We start from the raw sequence: 13,918 nt of genomic DNA, 5'->3' as shown, positions 1-13,918 counted from the left end.
GAAGGCTGTGGAAGGCAATAAATTACTTCCGATTAAAGCTCCCGACTAAGACTCCAAGCGAGGTTGGCAAGCAATTCGACATCGAGCATCCAGTAGAATGGTTTGTGTATAATGATCCTGAACCCTTTTCCTCTTACAACTTTCTCCTTTTCACGCGGGTGTGGAATAGTGACTTCTTCCATTTTCGAGACTCTAACGTAGAAATCTCCAAGGCTTAAGTCCTCGCTGCATTCTTCTCTTCTCGCCACGCGGCCTGTAGCGAGGGCAAATCTATGCCGCAGTCTGGCATCTTCCTCAACGCCCTTGCATATGTACACTTTGCGTGAGGACTGGATGGCTATAGTAACTCCTTCTCTTTCTACGATAATGTAGTTCAGAGGAAATGGTGAATAACATGCCCAGGCATCTGCATTAACCGCTTTGACAAACTCTATACCATTTCGCAGCCAGCCCGTATCTATTGCGGCAAAGTACGTCATTTCACTGGTCACAAGACCGATTAACAGGCACGAAAAGAAGGTCAGCAAATTTGCAAGGAGTGGCTTTTTCGAGGCAAGAAACAGGATACCAATGAGCAGAAAAACTATAAAAATCGCCAATGCAATTCTACGGGCAAATTTCTCTTTACCTTTGGCGTCTAACCCGTATACAGGTGGAAAATCTGAAAAAAAGTCATCTCTATACACTACAGTACTCCTCTGTAATACACTGTTGTCGGGCAGCCGACACACCTCTCTGCCCTATACCTCGTACACTCGCCACAAAAAACACCACACGGGGCATCTTCTCTGGTTTTCTTTGGAATTACACCTATATCAAAGAAGCTACTGTAGAAAACGTCCTGCACCGGGTATATTTCGAACCTTCTTATTCCTTTCTGGTTCCTCAGCGAGCATCTTTCCAGACTCATGCTCTCGAGGGTGTGATAGTCTTCCGCGATAACTATAGCGAAAAGGTTGTAGGCTCCGGTTGTAACAAAGAAACGGAGAACGCGTGGGCATTCTTTAAACTTTTCTACGACATTCTCAATTGCTTCGGCATTCTCCATCTCCATTGCAATGATCGCAAGATTTATACCGAGTTTTTCCACGTTCAGCATCGCTCTTACGTGCATCAATCCCTTGGACTCAAGCTTCTCAACCCTCTTTTTGACACCCATCACGCTGAATCCTATAATGTCGGCAATTCTCGAAAGAGGCAGTCTGCCATTGTTCTGCAGCATTGAGATTATCTGTCTATCCTTGTCATCCATGTTTATTATTTAAACCCCCTCCTTTTAAAGTTTTTCTTTAACTCCCGAGCGAAAGATTTTAAAGCTGTTCCCAGAGCTGGGTCTCTGGAACAAATTGCCCCTTGCTACCTACCAGCTCTTCACCGGGCTGGGAAAAAGATTTATATCCTGATACTCTACGCACAGCGAGAGTTGGGTATGGGCTCGTAGCTCAGCCAGGCAGAGCAACGGCCTTTTAAGCCGTTGGTCGCGGGTTCAAATCCCGTCGAGCCCGTCTGCCCTTTCCCTCCATTTCAGGTGAAGAAACATGAGCAAGTTCAGGCTACAGGATCACGTACTCGTGCCGAAGCACGAAGTGTTGAGCAAAGAGGAAGCTGAGGAACTGCTTAAGACCCTCGGTGTAAAGCCGGAGCAGTTGCCAAAAATCAGGGTAGATGACCCTGTTGCGAAGGAGATTGGGGCGAAGGTAGGAGACATAGTGAGGATAATTCGTGAAAGCCCAACAGCCGGTAAGACGGTGGCATACAGGCTTGTTATCTGAATCGGGAGTTATGAGAGTATATGTCGTGTACGCTCGCCCGGAATCCCGTCTTGTTAGCGTTAGCTATGTTTAGAGGTGGATGATATGCTGGACAGAAGAGCCCTCGCGAAGGCGTACTTCACACATGAAAGGTTGGTTAAGCACCAGATAGACTCGTTTAACAGGTTTCTGGATGAAGGACTTCAGAGGGTCATAGACGAGCAGAAGAAGATAGAGCTTGACATTCCCGATACGTACGTGAAGCTCGGGAAGATTTGGGTTGAAAGACCGATTGTGAAAGAAGCAGATGGGAGCAGAGTTCCGCTCTACCCTGCAATGGCAAGGCTCAGAAACCTCACGTATGCCGCGCCGATTTATCTTCAGTGTCAAGTGATTGATGAAGGAAGAGAACTCGAGGAGGAGGTAGTAGAGGTAGGTATGCTACCTATCATGGTCAAGTCAAAAGCTTGCAATCTCAACGAGGTTGATCCGGTAACTGTTGGCGAAGACCCCCTCGATCCGGGTGGTTACTTCATAGTAAATGGAAGCGAACGAGCTTTGATGACTCTTGAGGATTTGGCTCCCAACAAGATTCTGCTCGAGAAGGAAGAGCGATATGGTGAGGAAATAGAAGTTGCGAAGTGCTTCAGCCAGAGGGCCGGGTACAGAGCCCTTGTAGTTGTTGAAAGAGGCAGGAACAATATCCTCGAAGTCACATTCCCCCAGCTTCCCAAGTCCATTCAGTTTGTGACTCTGATGAAAGCTCTGGGCGTTGAAACTGATCAGGAAATAGTTACGATGGTCAGCAGCGATCCGGAAATCATGAAGTTCATGCTGGAAAACGTAGAGGTGGCGGAAGTCGAAACTCAGGAGGAGGCGATCGACTACATCGGCAGGCGCGTAGCTCCGGGGCAGAGCAAGGAGTACCGCATTCAGCGTGCAAATCAGGTTCTTGATCAGTACTTCCTGCCTCACCTCGGAATTGAGCCCGAAGCGAGGAGAGCGAAGGCATTCTACCTCGCAAGAATGGCTGAAGCTGTTTTCGAACTCGCTCTTGGCCTGAGAATGGAGGACGACAAGGACCACTACGCAAACAAGAGGCTTAAACTCGCAGGAGATCTAATGGAGGAAATCTTCCGTGTTGCATTTCTCAGACTCGTTAAGGACGTTAAGTACCAGCTCGAAAGGGCGAAAGTAAGAGGAAGACCGCTCAAGATGTCAACTGCAGTGAGGAGCGACGTCCTTACGGACAGGATAATGCATCCAATGGCGACAGGTAACTGGGTTGGAGGCAGGACGGGCGTATCGCAGCTTATAGACAGGCACAACTACATTTCCGTCATTTCTCACCTGAGACGTGTGATATCTCCTCTTTCCCGCTCACAGCCACATTTCGAGGCTCGTGATTTGCACCCAACGCAGTGGGGTCGCATATGCCCATCAGAAACCCCGGAAGGACCGAACTGTGGTCTGGTTAAGAACCTCGCTCAGTATGCAGAAGTGAGCGTTGGGACGGATGAGGAAGAGGTAAGAAACATCCTCTTTACCCTTGGCGTTGAGCCTATAAGGGGTGGTTAAATGAGGAAAACTCGTGTTTACGTTAACGGGGCTCTTGTAGGATTCTGCGAAGATGGAGAAAAACTCGCCCAGCAGATTAGAGAGTTCAGAAGAAAGGGGAAGATATCCGATCAGGTTAACGTTGCATACTATGCTGATTCCAATGAAGTAAGGATAAACACCGATGCAGGAAGGGCGAGGAGACCACTCATAGTTGTTAAGGATGGCAAGCCTCTGCTTACTGAGGAGCACATAGAGAAGCTGAAAAATGGAGAGCTAACGTTTGATGATCTTGTAAAGCAGGGCTTGATCGAGTTTCTTGACGCCGAAGAGGAAGAGAACGCTTACGTTGCCGTAAGCGAGGAGGAGCTAACTCCTGAGCACACACACCTCGAGCTATGTCCGTCGCTGATAGTTGGAATATGTACTGGAAGCATACCGTATCCGGAGCACAACGCATCGCCGCGTAACACAATGGGGGCGGCGATGATAAAGCAGAGCCTCGGCCTGCCTTACGCTAACCTCGCGTGGCGTACGGATACGAGGGGCCACCTGCTGCACTATCCACAGATACCCATAGTAACGACAGATACGCAGCTCGAAATCAAGTTCGATGAGAGGCCTGCTGGTCAGAACTTTGTAGTTGCGGTCATAAGCTATGAGGGTTACAACATTGAGGATGCACTCATATTCAACAAGGGAAGTATCGATCGCGGCCTCGGCAGAAGTCACTTCTTCAGAACGTACGAAACCGAAGAAATGCGTTATCCCGGCGGTCAGGAAGACCGCTTCGAGATTCCCGGAGCGGATATTTCTGGTTTCAGAGGGGCCGAAGCGTATGCACACCTCGATGAGGATGGTCTCGTTTTCCCCGAAACTGAAGTTGGGCCGGACGATGTGCTTATAGGCAAGACGTCTCCGCCAAGGTTCCTTGAAGAGCCGACGGAGCTCGGCATATCTCCGCAAAAGAGGAGGGAGACTTCAATAACAATGCGTTCAAACGAGAAGGGTATAGTTGATGCAGTCTTCCTCATGCAGTCTGAAAGCGGTTCCAAGCTCGCGAAGGTAAGGGTTAGAGATTTGAGAATTCCAGAACTCGGTGACAAGTTTGCGTCGAGGCACGGTCAGAAGGGTGTTATCGGCCTCATAGTGCCCGAGGAGGACATGCCATTCACAGAATCGGGCATAGTTCCGGACATGATCGTCAATCCTCATGCCATCCCCTCGCGTATGACTGTTGGTCACGTCCTCGAGATGATTGGTGGAAAGGTTGGAAGTCTCGAGGGCAGGAGGATAGACGCTACCGTGTTCTACGGCGAGAAAGAGAAAGACCTCAGAGAGATACTCAAGGCCTACGGTTTCAGTCATACGGGTAAGGAAGTCATGTACGATGGTATAACAGGTAAGCGCTTTACCGTTGACATATTTGTTGGTGTGATTTACTACCAGAAGCTGTACCACATGGTTTCGAGCAAGATACATGCGAGAAGCCGTGGGCCCGTACAGGTTCTCACGAGGCAGCCCACCGAAGGAAGAGCGAGAAAGGGAGGTCTGCGTTTTGGAGAGATGGAAAGAGACGTGCTGATTGGTCACGGTGCAGCTTTACTGCTCAAGGACAGGCTGCTGGAGGAATCGGACAAGGTTGAGGTTTACGTTTGTGGTAATTGCGGGCACGTCGCAACATACGACTATCGCCGCAATATAGCCTACTGCAAGATATGTGATGACGACAGCAACATACACAGGGTTGAGATGAGCTACGCGTTCAAACTCCTACTTGATGAGCTGAAGTCCATGATGATTGCTCCCCGCCTGATACTCGGGGATAAGGCGTAAGATGATAGGTAAAGGTGATAGTATGATTCCGAAAAGAATATCGGGAATTAGGTTTGAAGTTTTGAGTCCGCAGGAAATCCGCCGCATGAGCGTAGCGAAGATAATAACTCCTGAAACCTACGACGATGACGGTTTCCCAATTGAGGCTGGATTAATGGATCCTCGCCTTGGCGTCATCGATCCCGGGTTGAGATGTAGAACCTGTGGTGGCAAGGCTGGCGAGTGCCCCGGACACTTCGGCCACATCGAGCTTGCAGCCCCAGTAATCCATGTGGGCTATGCAAAGCTCATTGCCAAGCTACTCAACGCCACCTGCAGGGAATGTGGAAGGATTCTGCTGAAAGACGATAAAAGGGACAAATTCATAGAGGAAATAGAGCGAAAGAGAGACCTCGGCCAGGATTATGAAGATGTTGTTAAGGAAGTGTTCAGAATAACGAAGGCTGTAAAGAAGTGCCCGCACTGCGGGATGGATCAGATTGAGATCAAATTCGAAAAACCCACATTCTTCTATGAGGGAGAACACAGGCTTACACCCAAGGATATAAGAGAGAGACTGGAGAAAATCCCGGACGATGATTTGCCTGCTTTTGGTATGGATCCGAAGGCCGTAAGGCCGGAGTGGATGGTTTTAACAGTTCTGCCCGTTCCGCCCGTAACCGTTCGACCTTCAATTATTCTTGAAACGGGTCAGAGGAGTGAAGACGACTTAACTCACAAGCTCGTTGATATAATCAGGATTAACCAGCGCTTTATGGAGAACAAGGAGGCTGGAGCTCCGCAGCTCATCCTCGAAGACCTCTGGGAGCTTTTGCAGTACCACGTAACGACGTATCTCGACAACGAGGTAAGCGGAATACCGCCAGCAAGGCACAGAAGTGGAAGGCCCCTCAAGACCCTTGCTCAGCGCCTTAAGGGTAAAGAAGGTCGGTTCAGGGGTTCGCTTTCTGGTAAGAGAGTCAACTTCTCCGCGAGAACAGTCATTTCGCCCGATCCCAACCTGAGTATAAACGAGGTTGGAGTTCCGAAAGTCATTGCTGAAGAACTGACGGTTCCGTTCTACGTTACTGAGAAGAACATAGAGGAGGCGAGGGAGTACGTTCTTCGCACCGAGCACCCGAAGGCGAACTATATCATCAGACCAGACGGACGAAGAATCAGGGTGATGGATACCAACAGAGAGGAGCTCGCAGAGAAGCTCGAGCCCGGAATGATAGTTGAGAGGCAGCTTAAGGATGGAGATATCGTGCTCTTCAACCGTCAGCCCTCTCTGCACAGGATGAGTATAATGGCCCACTACGTGCGCGTTCTGCCCTACAAGACCTTCAGACTCAACCCGGCAGTATGTCCTCCATATAACGCTGACTTCGATGGCGATGAGATGAACCTGCACGTGCCGCAGAGCCTCGAGGCTCAAGCAGAGGCGAAGGTACTGATGGCCGTTCAGGAGCACATCCTGTCGCCGAGGTTTGGTGGACCGATCATCGGTGGTATCCACGACCACATAAGCGGCCTTTACCTGCTCACGAGAGGCGAGAAACTTTTCACGAGAGAAGAGGCGATGTCAATACTGAAGGCACTCAACATAACCGAGCTGCCGGAGCCGAAGTACAAGGAGAAGCTACTCTGGACTGGGAAGCAGCTTTTCAGCCTCATACTTCCGGACATATCCATAGAGTTCAAGGCGGAAATCTGCCAGGGCTGCGAGGAGTGCAAGAAAGAAGAATGCGAGTACGATGCATACGTGATTATAAAGAATGGAGAACTAATTTGTGGAACCATCGACGAGAAGGCCGTCGGAGCCTTTAAGGGCATAATTATCGACGAGATAATGAGGAAGTATGGAAGTGAGGAGACCAAGCGCTTCATAGACAACATGACGCAGCTCGCGATAAGAGCAATCATGTACACGGGATTCTCCTTCGGTATAAGCGACGAGGACATTCCGGAAGAAGCTGTTAGTCAGATTCACGAGGTTATAAGTGAGGCAGAGAAGAAGGTCGAGGAACTCATAAAGGCATACAGGGAAGGAAACCTTGAGCCAATGCCGGGTAGGAGCATCGAGGAAACCCTTGAGATGAAGATAATGCAGGTTCTTGGTAAGGCGAGAGACCAGGCGGGTAAAATAGCGAGCAGGTTCCTTGGTATGGATAATTCAGCGGTTATCATGGCAGTCAGTGGAGCAAGAGGCTCCATGCTCAACCTTACTCAGATGGCGGCATGTATTGGTCAGCAGTCGGTTAGAGGAGAACGCATAAAGAGAGGCTATACATATACGAACCGTACTCTCCCACACTTTAAACCTGGCGACCTTGGAGCTAAGGCGAGGGGATTCGTGAGGAGCAGCTATAAGGAAGGCCTGAATCCAATCGAATTCTTCTTCCACGCCATGGGTGGTAGAGAAGGTCTCGTCGATACTGCTGTTAGAACATCTCAGTCGGGTTATCTGCAACGCAGACTCATCAACGCTCTGCAAGATCTGAAGGTTGAGTACGATGGTACGGTTAGAGAGCAGACGTCAGGATTGCTTGTACAATTCCGTTACGGCGAGGACGGAGTCGATCCGATGAAGAGCTTCAGAGGTAAGTCTGTGGACGTTAAAAGAATAATTAATGAGGTGCTGGGTGAGAAGGCATGAGCGTGAAGTATGATGATATTCTTGACAAATACCCTCTTCCTTCTTCAGTCAAGGCGGAGCTGAAAGCGGAGCTTGAAAAACTCGGCGTTAACAAGACCACAGCCAGAAAGATAGTTGAGAGGTGCTATCAGGCTTACCTCGCGAACCTGATGGAGCCGGGAGAAGCAGCAGGAATAGTTGCAGCACAGTCTATTGGAGAGCCTGGTACCCAGATGACGATGAGAACGTTCCACTACGCAGGTGTCGCAGAAATTGACGTTACTCTGGGTCTGCCAAGGCTCATAGAAATTCTCGATGTCCGCAAGAACCCATCAACGCCAATGATGACCATAAGACTTACGGAAGAGTACGCCAAGGACAGGAACAAGGCGAGAGAAGTTGCAAACCGGATTGAGGCAACATACATCCTCGATATAGCAGACATTGCAACGGACATAAGGCACATGAGGATTATAATCTCACCCGACGAGAAAGCCCTCGAAAGAAAACAACTGACACTCGAAGAGGTCAAAAAACGCCTGGAGAAGGGACTCAAAACTGAGGTTATAGAGGAGGACGGCAGGCTTATAATTCCGATAACCGAACCGTCCTACAAGGCTCTGATGGATACATTCGACAAGCTTAAGAAACTCGTGCTTGCGGGAATAAAAGAAATACGCAGGGTTATAATAAGGAAGGAGGATGACGAGTACGTGCTTTACACAGAGGGCTCGAACCTTAAGAAAGTGATGAAGATAAAAGGCGTGGATCCGACGAGAACTCTCACAAATGATATATATGAGATATACGAGGTTCTCGGCATTGAAGCAGCGAGAAATGCGGTGATAAGAGAAGCAATATCCACACTGGAAGAGCAGGGTCTCGAGGTTAACGTAAGGCATATAATGCTCGTGGCGGATGTAATGACGGCTGATGGAGAACTCAAGCAGATTGGAAGACACGGAGTTGCGGGAGAGAAGCAGAGCATACTTGCAAGGGCAGCCTTCGAGATGACCGTCAACAATTTGCTTGATGCGGCCGTGCGTGGAGAAATAGACAGGCTCAGCGGAATAACTGAAAATATTATAGTTGGACAGCCAATCAAGCTCGGGACAGGGGATGTTGAGCTAATTGCAAAGCTGAGGTGATGTAGATGAAGGTAGATATTGAGAAAGCGTTGCGAAAGGCGTTGAAAACGGGAAGGGTTTACCTCGGTAGCAAGCGAACGCTGAAGGCTTTGAAGAGTGGAGAGGCAAAACTCGTCGTTGTGGCGATGAACTGCCCTGAGGATGTTATGGAGCGTATAAGGTCATTCGATGTGCCTGTCGTTACTTTCAACGGCACGAACATGGAACTCGGGGCAGCGTGCGGTAAACCCTTCAGCGTTGCTGCACTGGCAATACTCGAAGCCGGAGAATCGGAGATTCTCAATGCAGCCTGATTCATTTTTATTTAATTTAGAGAATTTCAAGAGGATGGTAGTATGGGGGTAAAACTTTCTGCTGAGAGTATCAGGTATCTAACTCTTTTTGAAAGTTTGACAGGAGCAAGCGTTAAGGATTGCATGATTCAGGACGACAGGATAATTTTCGTCGTGAAGAAAGGTGATATGGGAGCAGCAATAGGGAAAGGCGGAATCAACATAGAAAGGGCGAGGGAGCTGATGGGTAAGCGCATTGAAGTCATTGAACATTCAGATGATCCGGCAGAGTTCATAGTCAACATTTTTAAACCCATCAAGGTGAAAGTGAAGTTAATCGAGAAAGGTGGTAAGAAGATTGCCCAGGTGGGTGTTGATCCTCAGTATAAGGGCCTTGCCATCGGCAAGGGCGGAAAAAATATAAATAAAGCCAAGGAGTTGGCGAGGAGGCATCACGATATCGATGATATAATAGTGAAGTGAGGTGTAAGGCATGGGTAAAGGTTTGTTTGCGGCAAGGAAGCTGATAGAAAACAGGAAGAAGTTCAGATGGAGTGATAAGAGGTACGTGCGCAGAATACTCGAGCTTAACGTAAAGGCTGACCCACTGGAAGGAGCACCAATGGCGAGGGGCATAGTGCTGGAGAAAATAGGTATCGAGGCAAGACAGCCGAACTCAGGTATACGAAAGGCTGTCAGAGTGCAGCTCATAAAGAACGGCAGGCAGATAACCGCATTTACGCCTGGAGACGGAGCGATAAACTTCATCGACGAACACGACGAGGTCGTCGTGGAGAAGATCGGAGGCAGAATGGGAAGGAGCATGGGAGACATTCCGGGTGTCAGATACAAGGTAATCAAGGTTAACAACACGTCTCTCAAGGAGCTCTGGAAGGGAAGAAAGGAGAAACCACTGAGGTAATGCAAGAGGGATGGCTATGAAATACGGTTTCACGGAAGAGGAACTCTACGTATTCGGGAAGTACAACCCTAAGGAAGTTGAAGTAAGCGACCCGGCATTGAAGAACTACATATGCCTCGAACCTCGCTTTGTCCCGCACACCCACGGTAGACACGCGAACACGCCCTTCGCGAAGCAGAAGGTGTTCATTGTTGAGAGGCTCATTAACAAGGTGATGAGGAAAGAGCACAACACTGGAAAGAAGATTCTTGCATACAATATTGTTAAGGAAGCTTTTGAGATTATTGAGAAGAAGACCAAGAAGAACCCCATACAGGTTCTTGTTGACGCTTTGATTAATGCCGGGCCTCGCGAGGAGATTGTAAGGCTCAAATACGGTGGTATCGCAGTACCGAAGTCTGTTGATACCTCGAGTCTTCGCCGCCTTGACATTGCTCTGAGAAATATCTGCGAGGGCGCAAGAAAGGCTGCGTTCAAGTCGAAGCGCAGCATCGCTGCTTGCCTTGCAGACGAGATTATTGCTGCTGCGAACAACGACAGCAAGAGCTACGCTGTCGCGAAGAAGGAAGAAATTGAGAGGGTTGCGAAATCCGCGAGGTAACATAGAGGTAGGGATGTGAAATGACGAGAGCAAAGAAGATGATTGACAAAATCAAAGAACTGATGTGGAAACCAGACAAAATCAGGAACATGGGCATAGTTGCCCACATCGACCATGGCAAAACGACTCTCAGTGATAATCTACTTGCCGGAGCGGGAATGATTAGCGAAGAGCTTGCCGGAAGGCAGCTCTACCTTGACTTCGACGAGCAGGAGAAGGAGCGCGGCATCACAATCCATGCTGCAAATGTCTCCATGGTTCACGAATACAAGGGCGACGAGTATCTCATCAACCTGATTGACACTCCTGGTCACGTAGACTTCGGTGGAGACGTTACGAGGGCGATGAGAGCCGTTGATGGAGTAATCGTGGTCGTTGATGCAGTCGAGGGCGTAATGCCTCAGACCGAGACCGTGCTCAGACAGGCATTACGAGAGAACGTCAAGCCAGTCCTTTTCGTCAATAAGGTTGACAGGCTCATAAGGGAACTCGAACTCACACCGGATCAGATGCAGGAAAAGCTGATGAAGGTAATCCTTGAGGTCAACAAGCTCATCAAAGCCATGAGGCCAGAGAAATACGACGAGTGGAAGCTTGATGTTGCTGCTGGTAGCGTTGCCTTTGGTTCTGCTCTGTACAAGTGGGCTGTAAGCGTGCCAGCAATGAAAGATACGGGTATTGGCTTCAAGGAGGTCTACGATTACATTAAATCAGACAACGTGAAGGAACTTTCGAAGAAGAGCCCGCTTCACAGCGTCGTTCTTGACATGGTCGTCAAGCATTTGCCTTCACCAATCCAGGCTCAGAAGGAGAGGATTGCCACAATCTGGAGGGGCAACGTAGAGAGTCCTGAAGGTCAGGCAATGGTCAAGTGCGATCCCAACGGGCCGGTAGCGCTGATGGTTACGAAGATTGTCGTGGATCCACATGCAGGTGAAATCGCAGTCGGTAGGCTTTTCAGTGGAACACTCAAGGCAGGTATGGAGCTCTATATAGTGGACAGAAAGGCAAAGAACAGAATTCAGACCGTCGGCCTGTTCATGGGTCCAAAGCGCGTCGAAGTGTCAGAGATTCCTGCGGGCAACATCGTTGCAATCGTCGGTTTGAAAGATGCCGTAGCAGGTTCAACGTGTTCTACACTTGAGAAGTTTGAGCCCTTCGAAGCGATCAAGCACATAAGCGAGCCAGTGGTTACGATGGCTATCGAGGCAAAGAATCCTCGCGATCTTCCAAAGTTAATTGAAGTTCTCAGGCAGGTTGCGAAGGAAGATCCAACACTGCACGTGACGCTCAACGAGGAGACAGGAGAGCACCTGATCAGCGGAATGGGTGAACTCCACCTTGAAGTTACAGTTGAGAAGATAAGAAGAGAGCGTGGACTGGAAGTTATAACGTCACCACCTATAGTCGTGTTCAGAGAGACTGTAACATCCACGTCACCGATTGTTGAGGGTAAATCGCCTAACAAGCACAACAGGTTCTACATCGTCGTAGAGCCTTTGCCCGAAGAAGTCATCCGGCTCTTCAAGGAAGGCGAAGTGGACATGAAGATGGACAAGAAGGAGCGCAGAAGGCTGCTTGAAGAAGCAGGGCTTTCGAAGGAAGAGGCTGCCGGTATACAGGAGTACTACGAAGGTAACGTGTTCTGCGATGTAACCAAGGGTATCCAGTATCTCAACGAGACAATGGAACTCATACTTGAAGGTTTTAGAGAAGCGATGAGAGCCGGGCCACTTGCGAGAGAACCGGTTCACGGAGTTAAGGTAAAGCTCGTGGACTGTAAGTTGCACGAGGATGCTGTTCACAGAGGTCCAGCGCAGGTTATTCCGGCTGTAAGGAGTGCGATATTTGCGGCAATGCTTCAGGCAAATCCGACGCTGCTCGAGCCGTACCAGAAAGTCTTCGTTACAGTCCCGCAGGACATGCTCGGAAACGTAACAAGGGAGATTCAGGGAAGGAGAGGTCAGATCCTCGAGATGAATACAGAGGGCGACATGGTGACAGTCGTCGCGAAAGCTCCAGTCAAAGAGATGTTCGGATTTGCTGGCGACATCAGGTCAGCAACAGCGGGCAAGGCCATGTGGAGCGTTGAGCATGCAGGTTTCGAGCCAGTTCCTGCTAACCTCCTTGAGGAATTCATAATGGAGGTCAGAAAGCGCAAGGGACTCAAGCTCGAGATGCCGAAGCCAGAGGACTTCGTTGGTTAACTTCTTTTATTTGTTTTTTGCCCTTCTGTTCTTGCCGCAGGTGGTATCGTGACTGTGACTGATTTTACCGAGCCCGTTAGGGACATCGAAGTGCGAAGAGGACTTACTGTTGAAGAGCTCGTAGAGCAGTTTGGCAGGGCTGGAGGATTCACTGCGAAAAAAGTTGCTGAAGCGATGCACGTTCTGGAAGAAATGGTTAAGAGTGATGCAACGGTCTTTCTCTCATTTCCTGCTGCCATAGTAGCTACAGGTACGAGGGGCGTCATAAAGGAACTCGTCAAAAGGAAACTCGTCGATGTGATAATTACGACGTGCGGAACCCTCGACCATGATCTCGCAAGAATCTGGAGAGACTACTACCATGGAAGCTTCATGCTCGATGATGCCGAACTGCACCGCATGGGAATCAATCGCATAGGAAATGTGCTTGCTCCAAATGAGAGTTATGGTTTGATTCTCGAGGAGAAACTCCTTCCAATAATTGAGGACATCTACAGCAGCAAGAAGAGACTCTCCACGAGAGAGCTGGTGTGGGAAATTGGAAAGCGTATCGAAGGAGAGCCAGACGCAGAGGATTCGATAGTTTACTGGTCTTATAAGAACAGAATTCCTGTTTTTATTCCGGGCATAACTGATGGGGCTGTGGGAAGCCAGCTCTGGATTTTCTACCAGCAGCATAAGGACTTCGTTATTGACGTGCTTGCAGACGAGAGCGAACTGAGCGATATTGTTTTCGAATCAGAGCGTACGGGGGCACTAATAGTTGGAGGAGGTATATCTAAGCACCACACCATATGGTGGAACCAGTTCAAGGGTGGCCTCGATTATGTTGTCTATGTAACAACGGCGGTGGAATGGGATGGAAGTCTTTCTGGGGCGAGACCAAGGGAAGCAATTTCCTGGGGCAAAATCAAGGAGGGGGCTAAACAGGTTACTGTTGAAGGGGATGCAACGATTATTCTTCCGCTCCTCGTTTGCGGTTTGATTGGGCGACTTGGAGATTAAAT

Annotated in this window: 13 protein-coding genes and 1 tRNA gene; 12 read left to right on the top strand and 2 right to left on the bottom strand. The window is 49.2% G+C overall.

Going from position 1 to position 13,918, the window contains the following annotated elements; all coding sequences use genetic code 11:
- Nucleotides 1-32 precede the first annotated feature (32 nt).
- The gene (locus tag ARCVE_RS06765; RefSeq protein ID WP_156786030.1) at nucleotides 33-599 is read right to left on the bottom strand and encodes a hypothetical protein; all 567 of its coding nucleotides are present in this window, start codon (nucleotides 597-599) and stop codon (nucleotides 33-35) included.
- Between the two features lie 86 nt (nucleotides 600-685).
- The gene (locus ARCVE_RS06760) at nucleotides 686-1,252 is read right to left on the bottom strand and encodes an Lrp/AsnC family transcriptional regulator (protein ID WP_013684021.1); all 567 of its coding nucleotides are present in this window, start codon (nucleotides 1,250-1,252) and stop codon (nucleotides 686-688) included.
- 179 nt (nucleotides 1,253-1,431) lie between these two features.
- Between ARCVE_RS06760 and ARCVE_RS06755 the strand changes: the two genes are divergently transcribed.
- The 12 genes from ARCVE_RS06755 to ARCVE_RS06700 all read left to right on the top strand — a co-directional run bounded on the left by ARCVE_RS06755 (nucleotide 1,432) and on the right by ARCVE_RS06700 (nucleotide 13,916).
- A tRNA-Lys gene (locus tag ARCVE_RS06755) sits at nucleotides 1,432-1,505 on the top strand.
- A gap of 33 nt (nucleotides 1,506-1,538) precedes the next feature.
- Nucleotides 1,539-1,772 (top strand): DNA-directed RNA polymerase subunit H, encoded by a 234-nt coding sequence (locus tag ARCVE_RS06750; protein ID WP_013684020.1) that lies wholly within the window; start codon nucleotides 1,539-1,541, stop codon nucleotides 1,770-1,772.
- Between the two features lie 84 nt (nucleotides 1,773-1,856).
- Nucleotides 1,857-3,329 carry a DNA-directed RNA polymerase subunit B'' gene (locus ARCVE_RS06745; protein ID WP_013684019.1) on the top strand — a complete coding sequence of 491 codons (1,473 nt, stop codon included), beginning with the start codon at nucleotides 1,857-1,859 and terminating at the stop codon, nucleotides 3,327-3,329.
- Nucleotides 3,330-5,144: a DNA-directed RNA polymerase subunit B gene (gene rpoB, locus ARCVE_RS06740; protein WP_013684018.1), complete on the top strand. Its 1,815-nt coding sequence runs from the start codon at nucleotides 3,330-3,332 to the stop codon at nucleotides 5,142-5,144.
- A 22-nt stretch (nucleotides 5,145-5,166) separates the two neighbouring features.
- Nucleotides 5,167-7,782, top strand: coding sequence for a DNA-directed RNA polymerase subunit A' (locus ARCVE_RS06735; RefSeq protein WP_013684017.1), 2,616 nt, complete (start codon nucleotides 5,167-5,169; stop codon nucleotides 7,780-7,782).
- Nucleotides 7,779-8,909, top strand: coding sequence for a DNA-directed RNA polymerase subunit A'' (gene rpoA2 / locus ARCVE_RS06730; protein WP_013684016.1), 1,131 nt, complete (start codon nucleotides 7,779-7,781; stop codon nucleotides 8,907-8,909). The genes ARCVE_RS06735 and rpoA2 overlap by 4 nt, the downstream gene beginning before the upstream one ends.
- A gap of 5 nt (nucleotides 8,910-8,914) precedes the next feature.
- Complete coding sequence (locus ARCVE_RS06725; protein ID WP_013684015.1) at nucleotides 8,915-9,202, top strand: 50S ribosomal protein L30e; 288 nt, start codon at nucleotides 8,915-8,917, stop codon at nucleotides 9,200-9,202.
- 42 nt (nucleotides 9,203-9,244) lie between these two features.
- A complete protein-coding gene (locus ARCVE_RS06720) occupies nucleotides 9,245-9,664 on the top strand; it encodes a NusA-like transcription termination signal-binding factor (protein WP_013684014.1) in 420 nt (139 codons plus the stop codon).
- Between the two features lie 10 nt (nucleotides 9,665-9,674).
- On the top strand, nucleotides 9,675-10,103 hold the full coding sequence (locus tag ARCVE_RS06715) for a 30S ribosomal protein S12 (RefSeq protein ID WP_013684013.1): 429 nt from the start codon (nucleotides 9,675-9,677) through the stop codon (nucleotides 10,101-10,103).
- A 16-nt stretch (nucleotides 10,104-10,119) separates the two neighbouring features.
- Entirely contained in the window at nucleotides 10,120-10,704 is a 585-nt protein-coding gene (gene rpsG, locus ARCVE_RS06710; RefSeq protein ID WP_013684012.1) for a 30S ribosomal protein S7, read from the top strand.
- Between the two features lie 20 nt (nucleotides 10,705-10,724).
- The gene (locus ARCVE_RS06705; RefSeq protein ID WP_013684011.1) at nucleotides 10,725-12,911 is read left to right on the top strand and encodes an elongation factor EF-2; all 2,187 of its coding nucleotides are present in this window, start codon (nucleotides 10,725-10,727) and stop codon (nucleotides 12,909-12,911) included.
- Between the two features lie 48 nt (nucleotides 12,912-12,959).
- Nucleotides 12,960-13,916, top strand: a complete 957-nt coding sequence (locus ARCVE_RS06700) for a deoxyhypusine synthase (RefSeq protein WP_013684010.1) — start codon at nucleotides 12,960-12,962, stop codon at nucleotides 13,914-13,916.
- Nucleotides 13,917-13,918 lie beyond the last annotated feature (2 nt).

It is taken from the genome of Archaeoglobus veneficus SNP6 (genome assembly GCF_000194625.1).
Classification (GTDB): Archaea; Halobacteriota; Archaeoglobi; order Archaeoglobales; family Archaeoglobaceae; genus Archaeoglobus_C; species Archaeoglobus_C veneficus.
Note: the sequence above shows the minus strand (reverse complement) of the source record. Positions and strands in the feature narration are given on the sequence as shown.

Coding starts and splice junctions, on each gene's coding strand:
- ARCVE_RS06760 (WP_013684021.1), bottom strand. CDS start 1,252: ATGGATGACAAGGATAGACAGATAATCTCAATGCTGCAGAACAATGGC.
- ARCVE_RS06750 (WP_013684020.1), top strand. CDS start 1,539: ATGAGCAAGTTCAGGCTACAGGATCACGTACTCGTGCCGAAGCACGAA.
- ARCVE_RS06745 (WP_013684019.1), top strand. CDS start 1,857: ATGCTGGACAGAAGAGCCCTCGCGAAGGCGTACTTCACACATGAAAGG.
- rpoB (WP_013684018.1), top strand. CDS start 3,330: ATGAGGAAAACTCGTGTTTACGTTAACGGGGCTCTTGTAGGATTCTGC.
- ARCVE_RS06735 (WP_013684017.1), top strand. CDS start 5,167: ATGATTCCGAAAAGAATATCGGGAATTAGGTTTGAAGTTTTGAGTCCG.
- rpoA2 (WP_013684016.1), top strand. CDS start 7,779: ATGAGCGTGAAGTATGATGATATTCTTGACAAATACCCTCTTCCTTCT.
- ARCVE_RS06725 (WP_013684015.1), top strand. CDS start 8,915: ATGAAGGTAGATATTGAGAAAGCGTTGCGAAAGGCGTTGAAAACGGGA.
- ARCVE_RS06720 (WP_013684014.1), top strand. CDS start 9,245: ATGGGGGTAAAACTTTCTGCTGAGAGTATCAGGTATCTAACTCTTTTT.
- ARCVE_RS06715 (WP_013684013.1), top strand. CDS start 9,675: ATGGGTAAAGGTTTGTTTGCGGCAAGGAAGCTGATAGAAAACAGGAAG.
- rpsG (WP_013684012.1), top strand. CDS start 10,120: ATGAAATACGGTTTCACGGAAGAGGAACTCTACGTATTCGGGAAGTAC.
- ARCVE_RS06705 (WP_013684011.1), top strand. CDS start 10,725: ATGACGAGAGCAAAGAAGATGATTGACAAAATCAAAGAACTGATGTGG.